18 protein-coding genes are annotated in these 15442 nt (G+C 60.9%); 12 read left to right on the forward strand and 6 right to left on the reverse strand.

What is annotated here, in order from left to right; all coding sequences use genetic code 11:
• Positions 1-42: 42 nt before the first annotated feature.
• The 3 genes from ykgO (at position 43) to ACK9YZ_RS17500 (ending at position 2014) form a co-directional block, all read left to right on the forward strand.
• A complete protein-coding gene (gene ykgO / locus ACK9YZ_RS17490) occupies positions 43-168 on the forward strand; it encodes a type B 50S ribosomal protein L36 (RefSeq protein ID WP_007826467.1) in 126 nt (41 codons plus the stop codon).
• A 101-nt stretch (positions 169-269) separates the two neighbouring features.
• Positions 270-887 carry a hypothetical protein gene (locus ACK9YZ_RS17495; protein ID WP_416064657.1) on the forward strand — a complete coding sequence of 206 codons (618 nt, stop codon included), beginning with the start codon at positions 270-272 and terminating at the stop codon, positions 885-887.
• Between the two features lie 77 nt (positions 888-964).
• Positions 965-2014: an alpha/beta fold hydrolase gene (locus tag ACK9YZ_RS17500; protein WP_416064658.1), complete on the forward strand. Its 1050-nt coding sequence runs from the start codon at positions 965-967 to the stop codon at positions 2012-2014.
• On the opposite strand, the gene ACK9YZ_RS17505 is transcribed toward ACK9YZ_RS17500, so the two are convergent.
• A complete protein-coding gene (locus ACK9YZ_RS17505; RefSeq protein WP_216755862.1) occupies positions 1966-2769 on the reverse strand; it encodes an SDR family oxidoreductase in 804 nt (267 codons plus the stop codon). The genes ACK9YZ_RS17500 and ACK9YZ_RS17505 overlap by 49 nt on opposite strands.
• Entirely contained in the window at positions 2766-3095 is a 330-nt protein-coding gene (locus tag ACK9YZ_RS17510) for a nuclear transport factor 2 family protein (RefSeq protein WP_416064659.1), read from the reverse strand. Before ACK9YZ_RS17510 ends, ACK9YZ_RS17505 begins: the two co-directional genes overlap by 4 nt.
• A gap of 107 nt (positions 3096-3202) precedes the next feature.
• Between ACK9YZ_RS17510 and ACK9YZ_RS17515 the strand changes: the two genes are divergently transcribed.
• On the forward strand, positions 3203-3568 hold the full coding sequence (locus ACK9YZ_RS17515; RefSeq protein ID WP_216755864.1) for a winged helix-turn-helix transcriptional regulator: 366 nt from the start codon (positions 3203-3205) through the stop codon (positions 3566-3568).
• Positions 3569-3756: 188 nt separating this feature from the next.
• Positions 3757-5499, forward strand: a complete 1743-nt coding sequence (gene ggt, locus ACK9YZ_RS17520) for a gamma-glutamyltransferase (RefSeq protein ID WP_416064660.1) — start codon at positions 3757-3759, stop codon at positions 5497-5499.
• An 11-nt stretch (positions 5500-5510) separates the two neighbouring features.
• Here the strand turns inward: ggt and ACK9YZ_RS17525 are convergent, their stop codons facing one another.
• A complete protein-coding gene (locus tag ACK9YZ_RS17525; protein ID WP_416064661.1) occupies positions 5511-6233 on the reverse strand; it encodes a hypothetical protein in 723 nt (240 codons plus the stop codon).
• A gap of 134 nt (positions 6234-6367) precedes the next feature.
• On the opposite strand from ACK9YZ_RS17525, the gene ACK9YZ_RS17530 reads away from it, so the two are divergent.
• The 3 genes from ACK9YZ_RS17530 (at position 6368) to ACK9YZ_RS17540 (ending at position 9635) form a co-directional block, all read left to right on the forward strand.
• Complete coding sequence (locus ACK9YZ_RS17530; protein WP_416064662.1) at positions 6368-7429, forward strand: helix-turn-helix domain-containing protein; 1062 nt, start codon at positions 6368-6370, stop codon at positions 7427-7429.
• A gap of 69 nt (positions 7430-7498) precedes the next feature.
• Positions 7499-8473: a threonine ammonia-lyase gene (locus tag ACK9YZ_RS17535; protein WP_416064663.1), complete on the forward strand. Its 975-nt coding sequence runs from the start codon at positions 7499-7501 to the stop codon at positions 8471-8473.
• Between the two features lie 133 nt (positions 8474-8606).
• Positions 8607-9635: an alpha/beta hydrolase family protein gene (locus ACK9YZ_RS17540; RefSeq protein WP_416064664.1), complete on the forward strand. Its 1029-nt coding sequence runs from the start codon at positions 8607-8609 to the stop codon at positions 9633-9635.
• 55 nt (positions 9636-9690) lie between these two features.
• Here the strand turns inward: ACK9YZ_RS17540 and ACK9YZ_RS17545 are convergent, their stop codons facing one another.
• Positions 9691-10488: an SDR family NAD(P)-dependent oxidoreductase gene (locus ACK9YZ_RS17545; RefSeq protein ID WP_416064665.1), complete on the reverse strand. Its 798-nt coding sequence runs from the start codon at positions 10486-10488 to the stop codon at positions 9691-9693.
• Between the two features lie 130 nt (positions 10489-10618).
• Here ACK9YZ_RS17545 and ACK9YZ_RS17550 point away from each other — a divergent pair, with 130 nt between their 5' ends.
• A complete protein-coding gene (locus ACK9YZ_RS17550) occupies positions 10619-11563 on the forward strand; it encodes a GlxA family transcriptional regulator (protein WP_216755870.1) in 945 nt (314 codons plus the stop codon).
• A 427-nt stretch (positions 11564-11990) separates the two neighbouring features.
• Here the strand turns inward: ACK9YZ_RS17550 and ACK9YZ_RS17555 are convergent, their stop codons facing one another.
• Together ACK9YZ_RS17555 and ACK9YZ_RS17560 are read right to left on the reverse strand one after the other, a co-directional pair.
• Positions 11991-12797: a phytanoyl-CoA dioxygenase family protein gene (locus ACK9YZ_RS17555; protein WP_416064666.1), complete on the reverse strand. Its 807-nt coding sequence runs from the start codon at positions 12795-12797 to the stop codon at positions 11991-11993.
• 226 nt (positions 12798-13023) lie between these two features.
• Positions 13024-13956, reverse strand: a complete 933-nt coding sequence (locus tag ACK9YZ_RS17560; RefSeq protein ID WP_416064667.1) for a LysR substrate-binding domain-containing protein — start codon at positions 13954-13956, stop codon at positions 13024-13026.
• A 107-nt stretch (positions 13957-14063) separates the two neighbouring features.
• Here ACK9YZ_RS17560 and ACK9YZ_RS17565 point away from each other — a divergent pair, with 107 nt between their 5' ends.
• Genes ACK9YZ_RS17565 through ACK9YZ_RS17575 form a run of 3 tightly spaced genes read left to right on the forward strand, consistent with a single transcriptional unit; the run spans position 14064 to position 15432 of the window.
• Positions 14064-14483, forward strand: a complete 420-nt coding sequence (locus ACK9YZ_RS17565; RefSeq protein ID WP_416064668.1) for a tautomerase family protein — start codon at positions 14064-14066, stop codon at positions 14481-14483.
• A complete protein-coding gene (locus ACK9YZ_RS17570) occupies positions 14480-14884 on the forward strand; it encodes a cupin domain-containing protein (RefSeq protein ID WP_416064669.1) in 405 nt (134 codons plus the stop codon). The genes ACK9YZ_RS17565 and ACK9YZ_RS17570 overlap by 4 nt, the downstream gene beginning before the upstream one ends.
• A complete protein-coding gene (locus ACK9YZ_RS17575) occupies positions 14881-15432 on the forward strand; it encodes a DUF4865 family protein (RefSeq protein ID WP_416064670.1) in 552 nt (183 codons plus the stop codon). The genes ACK9YZ_RS17570 and ACK9YZ_RS17575 overlap by 4 nt, the downstream gene beginning before the upstream one ends.
• Positions 15433-15442: the final 10 nt, after the last annotated feature.

Consider the following 15442-nt stretch of genomic DNA (forward strand, 5'->3'; position numbering starts at 1 on the left):
GGGCGAATGTGAATTCCCCCAGAAACATCGCGGATCAGAAAAATGAAGATCAAGAATTCGCTCAAGTCGCTCAAGGCGCGTCATCGTGACAACCGTCTCGTTCGCCGCAAGGGCCGCATCTACATCATCAACAAGCAGAACCCGCGCTACAAGGCTCGTCAGGGCTGATTGTACGTGTACCCGGTTTGTCTGCCTGCGGGCTGGCATATCGGTTGGTCGCTTCGGTGATCACGTCAAATTTGTTTGATCTTCAGCGATGGCGGGCTAATATGTCCGCCATGCGCTTTTTTGCTATGACCTCAGCGGCGCTGCCGCTTGCCCTCACCCTGTTCGCCCCAGCCCTTCCTGCCATGGCGCAGCAGAAGGACGTTATTGTCGAGCAGCCGGCCAATACCGATTCTTCGCCGAAACAGCGTCTCGACCAGCTCTATTCGCAGTTGAAGCGTGAACGCGATCCGGACAAGGCGAGCAGCATCGCCAATCAGATCCGCATGGAATGGAACGATTCCGGCAGCGCAACCATCAATCTCCTGATGCAGTGGGCCGACAAGGCGATCGAGGAAAAGCGCAATCCGGCAGCCCTGGACTTCCTCGATGAAGCCATCGCCCTGAAGCCGACCTATGCCGAAAGCTGGAACCGGCGCGCGACGCTGAACTTCGTGCTCGGCAACTATCGCAAGTCGATGGCCGATATCGAGCAGGTGTTGAAAATCGAGCCTCGCCATTTCGGCGCGCTGTCCGGCATGGCGGCTATCCTCGCCACAACAGGCAATGACGACATAACGCTCAAGGCCTGGGAGCGCATTCTCGATGTCTACCCCGCCGATCGCACCGCCCAGGATCAGGTCAATACGCTCTCGGAAAAGCTTGCCGGCAACCGCACCTGACCGATCCGCGCACACTTGACGGCGTGGGAAAGCACACAATCTTAAACTGATGATGTCGTCATCGTGCGGTTGAAACCATGCTTGCCGAAATCTCCGCCCTTCTCGTCCCCGTAGCCGCCGCCATCGGCTATTCTTCCTACAAGGCCCGCCAGTTTGAATATGCTTATCCCAATATCGGCGAACTGACCGATATCGGCGGCTATCGCATGAATGCCGTGCATGTGCCTCGCCCGGACAGCGCCGATCTTCCAGCTCTGGTTTTCATTCATGGCGCGAGCGGCAACCTGCTGGACCAGGCTGGTGCTTTCCGAGAGCCGCTGGAAGGCCGCGCCGAGATGCTCTTCGTCGATCGCCCCGGTCATGGCTATTCGGAACGCGGCGGGCCGGAAAATGCCCTGCCTTCCGGCCAGGCCGACGCTATCGCCAGGCTGATGGAAAAGCGCGGCATCGAAAAGGCGATCATCATCGGCCATTCCTTCGGCGGCGCGATCGCCGCGGCCTTCGGTGTTCGCCATCCGGGCAAGACGGCGGGTCTTCTCTTCCTCGCGCCGGCCTCCCATCCATGGCCCGGCGGCATCGACTGGTATTATCATGTCGCAACGGCGCCGGTTGTCGGTTGGCTCTTCAATCATGCAGTCGTCGTGCCTCTCGGCCTGCACCGATTGGAGCGCGGCACGCTAAATGTCTTCCGCCCCAATCCCCGCCCCGTTGATTACGTCGCCAGAACCGGCCCGTCGCTGGTGCTAAGGCCGCGCGCCTTTTACAACAATGCCGCCGACTTCAAACGGCTCCATGAATACCTGACGGCCAATGCGCACCACTATTCCGAGATATCATCACCAACCGTCATCATAACGGGCGACAAGGACGAGATTGTCTGGGAGCACCTGCATTCGCGCGGTCTGGCGCGGGATATCAAGGGGTCCGAACTCATCACGGTCAAGGGCGTTGGCCATAAGCCGGATTATCTTGCGACCGATGTCGCCATCGCCGCTATGGAGAAGATTGCCGGCAAGCCGCGCGACCTTGCAGCGATCGCCCGCAAGGCGGAAGAACGGCTGGCCGGCTCTTCCATCGATCAAACCGTCGGAACGGTGCCGCCATCGATGGTATATTCCGCGCCGTGAATGGAAGCGGCACGCGGCGAGGCCAGGAAGGCAACGAGTTCCGCCACCTCTTCCGGGCGCCCTGGCCGGCCGATCGATATGCCGCCAAGCGAATCCATCAGCAGCTTGCGGCCACTATCTTCGTCGGTACCGGCCTCTTGCGCGATCCGCCGGATCAGCGCTGTTGCGGCCGTGGTCTCGATGAAGCCAGGCGCTATGGCATTCACCCGAACGCCCTTCGGTCCGACCTCTTTCGACAATCCCTTGCTGTAAGTCGACAATCCAGCCTTGGCCGCCGCATAGGCGAGCGTCGCTTCATAGAGCGGCAACCGCCTCTGGATCGAGGATATATGGATGATGACGCCGTGGCCACGCTTGATCATGCCGGGCAGAAACGATCGGTCGAGCCGCACCGGCGCCATCAGGTTGGCATTGATGTCCGCCTGCCAGTGCTCATCCGTCAACGCGGCAAAACCACCACTCGGCGCCGACGAGCCGCCGACATTGTTGACGAGAATATCGAGGCCGCCGAAACTGTCGAGCACCGTCGAGACGACGGTATCCACACCCTCCACGGTACTGATATCAGCCTGAATGAAGAGCGCAGGTACCTGCCCCTCGGGCAGCGGCGAGCGTGCAGTCGTCGCAACCTTCGCGCCGGCCGCCGAAAGGCGCTGCACGATTGCCTCACCCATACCCTTTGTACCGCCTGTGACAAGCACCCGCTTGTCAATGAACTCGTTCGGATCGAACGTAAAAGCAGGTGCGACAGTCATGCGTAGATCTCCAGATGCGTGATGACATCGCCGGCAAGTGTGAAGTGATAGTGGAGCGTGACAGGACTGCCTGGAAAATTGCCCGAAACCAATGCCGCCACGATCGGCCTGTCGGCGTCACCGGAAATCTCCCTGGGATCGACCGTCACACCATATTTGCGCGTCGTCTCCTCCATCCATTTGCGGATTTCGGCACGGCCATGCCTGTCTTCGCCTTCGTCGCGTACGCTGGCATCTGCGGCAAAACAGGTGAGCATGCCGTCGACATTCTTTTGATTCTTGGCGGCGTAATAAATCGCCAGCGGTTTCGGAAGCTCGATGTTCACTCGGAAAACTCCTCTTCTGTTGCTTCGCGAAAAGGATGGGCATAAGCTTACCAAATGACAAGAACATACAAAAAAGTATGGTACTTACCAAAAAGTAAGGCGCTGCGATGACACCCTATTCTGCCGCAACCGGCGTCGAGAACGTTCTGAAGATCCTGGAAGGGCGCTGGAAACTCATCATCCTCTTCCACCTGTTCGGCGGCAAGGTGCTGCGCTTTTCCGATCTCGAACGCGCCATCCCCGCCATCTCGCAGAAGATGCTGATCCAGCAGCTGCGCCAGATGGAAAATGACGGCATCGTGCTGCGCATCGTCCACCATCAGGTGCCGCCCAAGGTGGAATATCGTCTGACCGACTGGGGCCAGGCCCTCTGCCCCGCTTTGGACGCTCTGTTGAAATGGGCAGCCTTGAAGGACAAGGACCTCACCGGCATGGTTTTCATTCCGGAAGAAACCGGCGACCGAACTCCCTGATCCGGTCAGGGGTAAGGTGAATGTCGCCGTCGCAGGTCAGGACATGACCGTTTCACGAAGTTGATCGTCTCCACGCCTCTCGACGAACACGACACGAACAAGAAACTCGCCGAGCTTCTCGCCTGATCGTTGTCTCCCGGCGAGGTAACGCCATATCTTTGCCATCGCCGTCCTTCGAGGGGAAATTCATGGACCGCCTTCATAGACAATCCGTCGCCATTCTCGCCGCCATTTCGCTTTGCCTCGCGCCGTTGCAGGCTTTTTCCGCCTCGCCGGCGCCTGTCGAAGCCGAGCATGGTATGGTCGTCACCGCCCAGCATCTGGCAACCGATGTCGGCGTCGACGTGCTGAAGAGTGGCGGCAATGCCGTCGATGCCGCGGTCGCAGTCGGTTATGCGCTGGCGGTCGTTTATCCGACAGCCGGCAATCTCGGCGGCGGCGGTTTCATGACGATCCGCCTGAAAGACGGACGGACGACCTTTCTCGATTTCCGTGAACGCGCGCCGCTCGCGGCAACCGAGACCATGTATCTCGACGCCAAGGGCGACATCGTCCCACGCGCCAGTCTCGACGGCTATCTCGCCGTCGGCACACCGGGTTCGGTCATGGGTTTCGAGACAGCCCGCGAAAAATACGGCACGAAGAAGCGCGAAGAACTGATCGCGCCGGCCCTGAAATATGCAAGGGAAGGCTTCACGCTGGAGCAAGGTGATACGGCAAGCTTTGCCAGCAGCGCCAAGCGGCTCGCCAAGGATGAAGAGGCCGCAAAGATCTTCCTGAAGGCCGGCGGCAGCCCCTATTCGCCCGGTGAAAAACTGGTGCAGCCGGATCTGGCCGCCGTCCTGCAATCGATCTCGGAAAAAGGCCCCGACGCCTTCTATAAGGGTGCACCGGCCGATGCGATCGTCAAGGCGAGCCAGGCCAAGGGCGGCATTCTCGCAAAGGAGGATTTCGAGCACTACAGGGTGCGGGAACTGAAACCGATCGAATGCAATTACCGCGGCTACGACATCATTTCCTCACCGCCGCCCTCCTCCGGCGGCGTTATCATCTGCGAGATCCTGAACGTCCTCGAAGGCTATCCGCTTTCCTATCTCGGCTATGGATCCGCCGAAGCCGTGCATATCATGGTCGAGGCCATGCGTTATGCCTATGTGGACCGCAATGCCGCGCTCGGCGATCCCGACTTTATCGACAACCCCGTCTCCAAGCTGCTGGACAAGAACTATGCCAAGGAGGTCCGCGCCAAGATCGACCCCTACAGGGCCGGTACTTCGGCCAATCTGAAGCCGCTCGGCGGCAAGGAAAGCACCGAGACGACGCATTATTCCGTTATCGATGACGAAGGCAATGCCGTTGCCGTAACCTATACACTGAACGGCTCCTTCGGCGCCGGTGTGGTCGCGCGCGGCACCGGTGTGCTGCTCAATAACGAGATGGACGATTTCACCTCCAAGCCTGGCGTGCCGAATCTCTATGGCCTTGTGCAGGGTGAGGCCAATGCCATCGCACCGAAGAAGACGCCGCTGTCTTCCATGAGTCCGACGATCGTCACCAGGGACGGTAAGCCCTTCATGGTGATCGGCAGCCCTGGCGGTTCGCGCATCATCACCATCACTCTCGAAGCGATTCTCAACGTCGTCGATTTCGGCATGGACATCAGCCAGGCGGTCAACGCCCCACGCATCCATCACCAGTGGCAGCCGGACACCGTATACCTGGAGCCCTTTGCGCTCTCTCCGGATACTGAAAAGGCGCTTGCCGAGATGGGTTACAAGCTCGCGGGTGGCAATGGTGCTCCGGTCTGGGGACAGGCGGCCGGCATCCTCGTCGGAGGCAAAAGCCTTGCAGCCATCGAGAAGGGTGGCGGCGCCCGCTACAACGGCGCAATGGACAGCCGCGCGACCGAAGGCTCGGCCAACGGTTATTGACAGGCCGGGCTTCAGCGGATCCTGACCCGAACGAAATCGCCGTCGATCTCGACGCGCGGCATAGCGCCCGGCACGCTCGGCTGTCGGGCATCGACCCAGGACGCTTTTGCCGTCACCTTGTAGTCGATCGGTACACTGTCTCCGAACCCGAGATAAGCATCGAGTGCGCGAGCACGGATCGATACTCTTTCGTCCGCTTCGACCCTGTCGAAATCGAGGGAAGCCCGCACGGCATCGGCGCGGATATCGATGCCGCTGGCATGGCCGTCAAAGGTCACGTCAGCCGCTTTTCCGGCAATGGCGAGATCGGAGAAATGGCCATCGAGCCTTGCCGTGAAGGCGCTCTGATCGATCCTGAGGGCCGCGCCGGCGGGCACATTGGCATTGACCTCGATCATGCAGTCGGACGGGTCCAGCCAGGACGATGCGGCGATATCGATATGCAGGACCGTGCCGTCGACACGCATGTTGCTGTTGTCACGGCAATCGGCGAAGTACCAGCTCGAATACCAGGATGAGAACCAGCCCTTGCGTCGCCCACTGAGTGATGCCCCATAAGGCTGGTTGCTTCGCGTGGTGATGTTGATCGAGCTGGCATCGCCGCTGATGGCGACGACCCGTACGCCGGAAAGGTCGGGAATTGCAGTGGTCGACACCTTATCCGGCAATGCGGAAGCGGAGGCTGCCAGAAGCACCGGCATGACGAGAAGAATGGCCATCGGAAATCCGTTCATGATTGCGACCTCCTATCGAGGACACCGTCAGGATGGATTTTCAGGCCCATTTCGAGACCTCGATCACGATCCGGGTCGACCGCGAACGCAATCGGGTTCATTCTGAGATCATTGTTACTGTTCGGATATCACCGATGATCTTTGTTCCGCTGCCCTTCGTCGTGGCTCTTCTGCTTGCCATCCTGCTCATCCGCATGCTGCGGCAGGGAGATGGATCGCTTGCCGAAAAGCGACCTTTCCTGCTGCTGATCGGGTTCTACGTCCTCCAATCCGTGGTGATCGGCATCCGCTGGGGCTATGACATCATCGAGATCATGCCTCTTCAGTCGTTGATCGCGACAACGATCGCGGCTCTCGCCTGGGTCTGCTTCAAGGGGCTGGCCATGGAAGAGCAGCCCACCCTCTCCCGTTTCTGGCCGCACCTTCTGCCGACGGCCGCAATCGTGGTTCTCATCGCCCTTTATCCTGAGCCGATCAGCCTCGCCATTATCCTGATCTTCCTCGGCTACGGGGCAGCACTGCTCTGGCTTGCCCGGCATGGCCCGGATGCGCTCGTCGCCTCCCGCCTTGACGGTGCAGTGCTTTCCTATCGTTCGCTGCAAATCACCGGCTTCGCCCTCATCGCTTCTGCCATCACCGACGTCATTATCAGCTTCGATTTCACCAAGACCGGTGGCATCCATGCAGGCGCCATCGTCGCGCTCGGGAATGTCATCGCGCTACTGATTCTCGGCACCGCCGCCTCGGTGGCGAGCAGCGGCAGTACAGTCGAAGCGACATCCGCGGAACCGCCCCCGCCACCGCCAGCAACGGAGGAAGACGCAGCGGTCGCCGCAGCCCTCGAGGCGCTGATGCGCGCTCGTCAACTCTACCGCGATCCCGAACTCAATCTCAGCCGCATTGCCCGCAGGATGAACCTGCCCGCCCGGCGCGTCTCCACAGCCGTCAACCGCATCCATGGCATGAGCGTTTCGCAATATGTGAACGACCTCCGCATCCGCTCCGCCTGTGAACAACTGGTCGGCACCGATCATTCGATAACCCAGGTGATGTTCGACTCCGGCTTCATCAGCAAGTCCAACTTCAACCGCGAATTCGCACGCATGAATGGCGAAAGCCCGACACAGTTCAGAAAACGGCGCATCCCGCGGGAATCGGGTGGCACAGCGTCCAATGTCATATTCATGTCACCGTGACAAAGTCGCCGTTCACAAGCAAAGATGCGCGCTCTATGCATGAGCGGCATTCAGCAAAAAGAGATTCCCATGGCTTCCATTGAAATGATCGTTGCCGCCCGGGCTCGCCTGCGCGGTCATGCGCGGCGCACGCCGCTTCTCTCCTCCCCCTTTCTCGATGAAATCGCCGGCCGGCGGCTGTTCGTGAAGGCCGAATGCCTCCAGCATACCGGCTCCTTCAAGTTCCGCGGTGGCTGGTCCGCCGTCTCGGGCATCGATCCGGACCTGCGCAAGAAAGGCGTCATCGCCTTCTCCTCCGGTAACCATGCACAGGGTGTCGCCCTTGCTGCCCGCATGCACGGCATCCCCTCTGTCATCATCATGCCGAGCGACGCGCCGAAGCTAAAGATCGCCAATACTCGGGCCTTCGGCGCCGAAGTCGTACTCTACGACCGCGCCAATGAAGACCGCGACGAGATCGGCGCAAAGCTTTCGGCCGAACGTGGATTGACGCTCATCAAGCCCTTCGATGAGCCGCTGGTCATTGCCGGCCAGGGCACCACCGGGCTGGAAATCGCCGAACAGACGGAAGAGGAAAGCGTCAAGAATGCCGAAGTCCTCGTACCCTGCGGCGGCGGCGGCCTGAGTTCGGGCATCGCCCTGGCATTGGAAGCAAGCGCACCGGGTTTTCGCGTCCGGCCCTGCGAGCCGGAAAATTTCGACGACACGACGCGCTCGCTTGCCTCGGGTAAGATCGAGCGCAATGCTTCGCTCACGGGCTCGATCTGCGATGCGATCGTAACGCCGCAACCGGGCAACATCACCTTCCCGATCCTGAAACGCCTGGCCGGACAAGGCGTTGTCGTTACCGACGATGAAGCGCTGCGCGCTGTCGCACTTGCCTTCACCCGCCTCAAGATCGTCGTCGAGCCAGGCGGGGCCGTTGCCCTTGCCGCTGCACTCTTCCACGGCGACCAGTTGGACAGCGATACGGCTGTGGTCGTCACCTCAGGCGGCAACATCGACGCCGGCGTGTTTACCACAGCGCTGGAGCGCTTCGGCTAAAAGCCGGCAACTTAACGACGAAGACCCTGATCGCGATCGGCGACGACCTCGATCATGATCGGGGTCTCCCTCACCTGACAAACAGCGAAACCTCGTCTCGCCGCCATGTGGCGGTCTTCGCTCCGAGGTTTTCATGATACATCTTCTCATCCTGCTGCTGTCGGCCTGCCTTCTTGCCGCCAACACTCCGGTACATACGGCCGACACTGTGGGTCTGTCCTTGTTCTCGGTTCCCGTGCCGGAACGCGGCGGCATCATGGACATCACGCTCTGGTATCCGGCGACGGCGGGCGGAACGCCCGTCCTGGTCGGTGACAGTCCACTTTTCAAAGGCGAGGCCGCGCAACAGGGCGCACCTGCCGCTGCCGGCAGCCATCCCTTGATCCTGCTTTCGCATGGCGGTCTGAAATCCGGGCCGTTCATTGGCGCCTGGATGGCATCGCGCCTCGCCTCGAAGGGTTTCGTTGTGGCAATGATGCGCCAGCCGGATCCGCAGACGATGACGAGCGAGGAAAGCCTCCACGAGATATGGCTGCGGCCCGGTGATCTCTCCGCGGCTCTGACCGCAATCGAGAAGGGCGGCACGCTGCCTGCAAAGATAGACCGCAACCGTATCGGCGTGCTTGGCTTCCTTGTCGGCGGGACATCGGCGCTTTCGATTGCTGGCGGCCACCTCGATCCGGAAAACTTCGCGCGCTCCTGCAACCCCGACGGCACAGGCATCGACTGCGCCGAGTTCGCCAGCGCCGGTATCGATCTCCATTCCATCGACAGGCAGAAGCTCACCCGCTCCCATCTCGATCCGCGGGTGAAGGCGGTCGTCGTCATCGATCCTGAACTCGGCGCCAGCTTCGCGCCTGAAAGCCTCACGCGCATATCGATCCCCGTCCGACTGATCAATCTCGGCACCCCGGAAACCATCTGGCCAGGGCTGCGCGCGTCAGGCCTGAAGGACGCAATACCCAACGCACGTTACGATCTCCTGACGGGCGCTTCGCAATACAGCGCCTTCAGCGAATGCAAACCGTCAGGTGCCGCCATCCTTCGCGAGGAAGGTGAAGAGCCTCTCTGCGACGATCCCAAGGAAGCAAGCCGGACGGCTATCCATGATCGCCTTGCGGAGATGGTGGCAGCGGCCTTCAGTACGAACCTCCCTCAATAGAAAACATCGTCCGCAGCGACCTGCCGCGGACGATGCCGTTCTCTGTCGATCGCCGTTATGCGACCTTGTAGCGCGGGGCCGGGACCGAGCGAGACAGGTTCGGCATCAGCGCCTGGCGTGCCTGTTCATAAGCGGCGAGCAGGCCGGCATCTTCGAGCGCCGGGATCGTCGCAAATTCACCCTCGGCGAGACCTGCCAGTGACGCGTCGACCATGTTTTCCGCCGACATGACGATCTCGCCCGGCAGATGCTCGACCGGCGTGCCGGCAATGCCCCAGAACTCTGTGGCGGTGGCGCCTGGCAGCACGACCTGGACGCGGATATTCTTGTCGGCAAGCTCATGCTTCAGCGACTGGCTGAAGGCGAGCACGAAGGCTTTCGTACCGCCATAGACGCCGTTCAGGATCTCAGGCGCGATCGCCACGATCGAGGCGATGTTGATGATGGTGCCGCCACCGCGTGCAACCAAACCGGGCACGGCGGCATAGGTGAGCCGCATCACTGCCGTAACGTTGATATCGACCATCTCCTGCATCTTGTCGACGTCGGAGGCGAGCAGCGGCGCGGTTCCACCAAAGCCGGCATTGTTGACCAGCATCGTGATGCTCTGGTCTTCCTTCAGCACCTTCTCGACCTTGGCAAGATCGTCCTGCTTGCCGAGATCGGCGGACAGCGTCTCTACGGTCCGACCCGTCTCATCGCTCAGGCGGCTCGCCAGCGCCTTCAGCCGATCACCGTTGCGGGCGACGAGGATGAGGTTGTAACCCTGCTTTGCCAGCCGGTGGGCATAGATCGCGCCAATGCCCGAAGAGGCGCCCGTGACCAGCGCCGTACCCTTATGTTCTTGTGCCATGATCGTTTTTCCATCTGGTGCGCCGGCCCGATTGCCTTGCGCTTGAGGAGAGTTTTACGCCCAATTGCTCACGTCCTAAATGTCATATATACCACCTTTTAAGACATCCACTTTTCAGGACATCATGACGATGCAGCAAATCGGCTTCCTACTCTTTCCCGGCTTTCAGATCATGAGCCTCGCTGCCGCCTCGGCCTTCGAATTCACCAATCTCGAGATCGGCGAAAAGGTCTACGACATCCATTATCTCTCAGAGACCGGCGGCCCCATCGCCAATTCTCTCGGTATGATCGTCGAGACAGAAGCTTTCGGCGATCCCGCTTTCGACACACTGATCGTTACGGGTGCGCCCGACATCAAGCTTCCCAACGAGGCGGAAGCAAAGTTCATTCGCGCCGCACTTGCCGCCACCCGTCGCCTCGCCTCGATCTGCACCGGTGCCTTCCTGCTTGCCGATGCCGGCGTCCTTGATGGCCGCCGCGCCACAACTCACTGGTATCTCGCCCGCGAACTGCAAAACCGCTATCCCGAGATCCGGATGGAAGAGGACCGCATCTACATCATCGACGGCTCAGTCTGGACCTCGGCGGGCATGACGGCGGGTGTCGATCTGGCTCTTGCCATGGTCGAGAAAGATCATGGCCTGGAAATCGCCCGCGCCGTTGCCCGCAAGCTAGTCGTCTATCATCGTCGCGCCGGTGGCCAGTCGCAGTTTTCCGCCCTTCTTGAACTGGAACCGAAATCCGACCGCATCCAGAAGGCGCTCGCGCACGCGCGCAGCAATCTGAAATCCACGCTTTCAGTCGAAGAGCTGGCCGAGGCCGCGCATCTCAGCCCCCGTCAGTTCAGCCGCGCCTTCCGGGCCGAAACGGGCCAGTCGCCGGCAAAGGCCGTCGAGAACCTGCGCCTGGAAGCGGCTCGCCTGATGATGGAGCAGGGCCGCCATCCAATCGATACCGTCGCTCGTGAAACCGGCTTTGCCGATCGCGAGCGTATGCGCCGCGCCTTCCTGCGCGCCTTCGGCCAGCCGCCGCAGGCAATCCGCCGGGCGGCACAACAGGAAATGCAGGCGTGATGTAACCGGCAGAGCTAGAGGCCGCCGCCCCGATCAAAAGCATCGTCCGCCACCGTCAAGAATCGCAGGTGGAGGAGGTGGAGGGGGTGGCGGAGGTTTTCTCCTAAGACTAGCCGGAGACCTTGCCAGACCGCTGGCGTAGGTGGCATCCGGCAGGTTTCAGCAAAGAACCTCCTACACCTCCTCCACTTGATTTAAATACATATATATCAATGGCTTGAACCGGCGGAGATAACCTCCGCCGAACCTCCTCCATTGAAGGTGAACCTCCGCCACCAAGCCCCTTTCGGGCGCAAAATGGCGCCCCTTCTTGTATCAGAGCATCTCCTGGGGGAGGTTCCCTGAAGTGGAGGAGGTTCCGATACCAAGCAACCTCCTCCACATCTGCCATGCCGCACAAACCTGTGCAGCCGTCTTGCGATAAGCCTCAACCTTGCTGGAGCGCCCTGCGGATGGCGATTTCGACAGGCGAATAGGCGCCGTCTTCACGCACAAGCTTTAGCGGCTCCGATGGCGCAAGAGCCGGCTGGGCCATGAAGCGCGGCTCCTTGCCGCGATGCATCTGCGCCGCATGGATGAGGAACGGATGGCACAGATAGACCGTGCCCGCCTGCCCTGTCGCCAGGGCAAGCGGCCTGTCTTCACCGACATGCTCCAGCCTCAGATACGCCATGCCAGCTTCGCCTGCCGGCTCCAGCATCCTTGCGATATCCTTGTGCGATCCGACCCGGATACGCGTCGGCGCGTCTTCTTCGCCGACATCCGAGAACAGGAAAAGCATCAGGAGCGCCCGTCCGCGCGAGGTGACGTTCACTCGCCAGGCGGAAAAATCCCGCTGCTCATCTGGGTCGCCGTCGTCTCCCGGAAAGCTCAGATCCACATGCCAGCCGGCATCGCCGGGATCATCAGGATGCGGGAAGCGGACCGGGAAGCTGCCAAGACCGCTGCGCGGTTCCCAGCGTCCCTTGCCCACGAGCTGATCGAAAGCCGAATGCAGCAGGGGCGTATTGACCGCCGCATTGAACGGTCCGCCGCCATAGCCGGCCAGCCGGACGACCGGCTGCACCCAAGTCTTTGAATCGTCGGGATCGAAAAGAATGTCCCGCCACATGATGGCGCGGGCTTCCTCGGCCACGTCGCGGGGAAAAGCATCGTCGATGCGAACGAAGCCATCCTCGATGAATTGTTCGATCTGCGCGGCGCTGAGCGCCGGCGGATAACCAGTGGATGTCATGAAATATCTCTCTATCGCCGAACCCTGTCGGCATTGTCCATCGGCCGGATGCAGGGTGGTTACAGTCCACGGCAACGCCCCAGCCAGCAGGCTGGTGAAGCGGCCGCATCTTCCTTTGCCCGAGGGCAGAGCCTTAGAGGCTCAAGAAGAAGACCGTAGCGATGTTGAGAGCGATCATTTTCATAGCGATGGGAGGCTACCGGCTTCCGCAAGCAGGGTCAATATTTCACCCGAACCTTCGCAGCGCCTTCTCCTGATCGGATGAGATAGAAATGTCTCGCACCGCCTCATGCACCGACTGCAGCACCAATTCCGCCAGCCGGCTCGTTGCAGCATCCGGCTCCGCTTCCGCTCGATGCAAGACCAGCCCCAGGTCAGGCAGTTCCGGCAGGCCGGCTTCCCCCGGCGCCAACATCCGCACCTTGGCAGGCAGCCCGATAGGCGTGCGCACCGTAATACCCAATCCTGCAGCGGTTGCCGCCCAGAGACCGCCGAGGCTTGGGCTGACGAAGGACAGCCTCCAGGAGATACCGGCCTCGTCCAGCACCTTCGTCGCGGCATTCCTGAGCAGGCAGGGTGCCTCCAGCGAAGCAAGCGGCATCGGCTCACCGCTTCCAGCCGCCCATGCCGGCAAGCCGTTCGCCGGGCCGATCCAGCGCATCGGCACATCGGCGATATGCTCGCAATGGGCGGTCAAAGTGCCGACGCTCCAGGCGAGTGCAATATCGAGCTTGCCCGTCGTCACCCGTTCCAGAAGCTCGGCATTGCGCACCACTCGCGCCTCGATCCGCACCTTCGGATGTGCCCGGGCGAAGCGTCCGAGCACTTCAGGCAGCAGGTTCTCACCGAAATCCTCCTGCAGGCCGAGCCGCACCCAGCCCTCCAGCTCGACGCTCTGCACCGCCGCGACCGCTTCGTCATTCAGATCGAGCAACCGCCGGGCATAGGCAAGCATTGTCTCACCGGCTTCCGTCAGGGCCAATCCCCGTCCCGATTTGCGGAAGATCGGCGTGGCGGCCTGCTCCTCCAGCCTTTTTAGCTGTGCACTGACGGCGGATGTCGATCGTCCCAGCCGATCCGCCGCCCTGGCGAAATTGCCGAGATCCACGCCGGTCGCGAAGGTTCTCAGTACATCGAGATCGAACGTCATCCGCCTCATCCTACAATCCCATTTTAATGGACTATAAATCCATAAAATTCTGATTTTCTGCATTATCGTGGCGTGAGATGCTTCTCCAGTCAAGTCACACAACAAGGAGGCATCCAATGCCGTTTGCTCGTATCTCCCTTCTGAGGGGAAAGTCGCCGGACTATCTGCGCGCGCTTTCGGACAACATCCACAAGGCCATGGTTGAGACCTTCAACGTGCCGCCTGCTGACCGCTTCCAGATCATCCACCAGCACGAGCCGGGTGAATTGATCTTCGACCGCAATTACCTCGCCGGCCCGCGCTCGGATGATTTCGTACTGATCGCGATCACGACTGGCAAACCGCGCACGACCGAAACGCGCAAGGCTTTCTTCCGACGAACCGTCGAACTGCTGCAGCAATCGCCCGGCCTGCGCCCGGAAGATGTGATGATCGTCATCTCGACCAGCGAACCCGACGAATGGTCTTTTGGCGACGGCCTGGCGCAGATGGCCGAGCCCGGCTGGGAAGCCCACACCATGGGAGCTCCATCGTGAGCGAGGCCAACCCGAAGACCATGATCATTCGCCGCCCCGGCAACGCCGCCCGCGCTCCGGAAGGTATCTCGAATGCGCCCTTCTGGATCGAAATGGTGCTCGACAGTCAGATCGATGGTGAAAACACCGCCATGCGCGCAACCCTGGATCCTGGCACCGTCACACACTGGCATACACATCCCCGCGGCCAGTTTCTCTATGTCCTCTCCGGCGTCGGCCGCGTGCAGCGGGAGGGCGAACCCGTCGAGAAAGTCAGGACCGGCGATGCGATATGGTTCGCTCCGGACGAGCTTCACTGGGACGGGGCCACAGCCGACAGCCCCTTCAGCTACTTGAGCATCCAGGGCTTCGAGCAGGGACGCTTCGTCGACTGGTCTGGCCGTAAGGAACCTCAGCCATGATGGCCATGCAATATTCCTTCACCCTCCCTGCCGATTACGACATGGAGATCATCGATCATCGTATCCGCGAAAAGGGGCCGGCCATGAACGGCTTCCCGCATCTCGGCTTTAAGGCCTTTCTGAGCGCTCGGCGGGGCGAATACGGCAGCCGCGAAAATCTCTATGCGCCCTTCTATCTCTGGAAGCAGCCGGAAGGCGCCGGCGACTTCATCTGCGGCCCCGGCTTTGCTGCGCTGACGGACGCCTTCGGCCGGCCGCGCATTCGCCACTGGATCGTCTGGAGTGCGCAGGTCTTGTCCGACCTCGCCAATACCCGCTTCGCCGACTGCGAATATCGCGCCATCGAGCCGTATGCCCAACTGCCCCACCTGCGACAGCAGGAGGTTGCCCTGGCAAAGCAGGAAACCGGCGGCAAACATGTCCTCGCCCGCATCGCCGCCTTCGATCCGCATGACTGGACGATAGTACGTTTCGGCCTCTATGCAGAGGCGCCTCCCGCCTCAGGCACCAATCAGATCTATCGCGTCGGCCACCTCTCCCGCGGCTGAAGCACTTAAA

The sequence above is a fragment of the Rhizobium sp. ZK1 genome, assembly GCF_047782645.1.
Classification (GTDB): Bacteria; Pseudomonadota; Alphaproteobacteria; order Rhizobiales; family Rhizobiaceae; genus Rhizobium.

Coding starts and splice junctions, on each gene's coding strand:
- ykgO (WP_007826467.1), top strand. CDS start 43: ATGAAGATCAAGAATTCGCTCAAGTCGCTCAAGGCGCGTCATCGTGAC.
- ACK9YZ_RS17540 (WP_416064664.1), top strand. CDS start 8,607: ATGATACATCTTCTCATCCTGCTGCTGTCGGCCTGCCTTCTTGCCGCC.
- ACK9YZ_RS17575 (WP_416064670.1), top strand. CDS start 14,881: ATGATGGCCATGCAATATTCCTTCACCCTCCCTGCCGATTACGACATG.
- ACK9YZ_RS17525 (WP_416064661.1), bottom strand. CDS start 6,233: ATGAACGGATTTCCGATGGCCATTCTTCTCGTCATGCCGGTGCTTCTG.
- ggt (WP_416064660.1), top strand. CDS start 3,757: ATGGACCGCCTTCATAGACAATCCGTCGCCATTCTCGCCGCCATTTCG.
- ACK9YZ_RS17535 (WP_416064663.1), top strand. CDS start 7,499: ATGGCTTCCATTGAAATGATCGTTGCCGCCCGGGCTCGCCTGCGCGGT.
- ACK9YZ_RS17545 (WP_416064665.1), bottom strand. CDS start 10,488: ATGGCACAAGAACATAAGGGTACGGCGCTGGTCACGGGCGCCTCTTCG.
- ACK9YZ_RS17550 (WP_216755870.1), top strand. CDS start 10,619: ATGCAGCAAATCGGCTTCCTACTCTTTCCCGGCTTTCAGATCATGAGC.
- ACK9YZ_RS17530 (WP_416064662.1), top strand. CDS start 6,368: ATGATCTTTGTTCCGCTGCCCTTCGTCGTGGCTCTTCTGCTTGCCATC.
- ACK9YZ_RS17500 (WP_416064658.1), top strand. CDS start 965: ATGCTTGCCGAAATCTCCGCCCTTCTCGTCCCCGTAGCCGCCGCCATC.
- ACK9YZ_RS17565 (WP_416064668.1), top strand. CDS start 14,064: ATGCCGTTTGCTCGTATCTCCCTTCTGAGGGGAAAGTCGCCGGACTAT.
- ACK9YZ_RS17515 (WP_216755864.1), top strand. CDS start 3,203: ATGACACCCTATTCTGCCGCAACCGGCGTCGAGAACGTTCTGAAGATC.
- ACK9YZ_RS17560 (WP_416064667.1), bottom strand. CDS start 13,956: ATGAGGCGGATGACGTTCGATCTCGATGTACTGAGAACCTTCGCGACC.
- ACK9YZ_RS17505 (WP_216755862.1), bottom strand. CDS start 2,769: ATGACTGTCGCACCTGCTTTTACGTTCGATCCGAACGAGTTCATTGAC.
- ACK9YZ_RS17495 (WP_416064657.1), top strand. CDS start 270: ATGTCCGCCATGCGCTTTTTTGCTATGACCTCAGCGGCGCTGCCGCTT.
- ACK9YZ_RS17555 (WP_416064666.1), bottom strand. CDS start 12,797: ATGACATCCACTGGTTATCCGCCGGCGCTCAGCGCCGCGCAGATCGAA.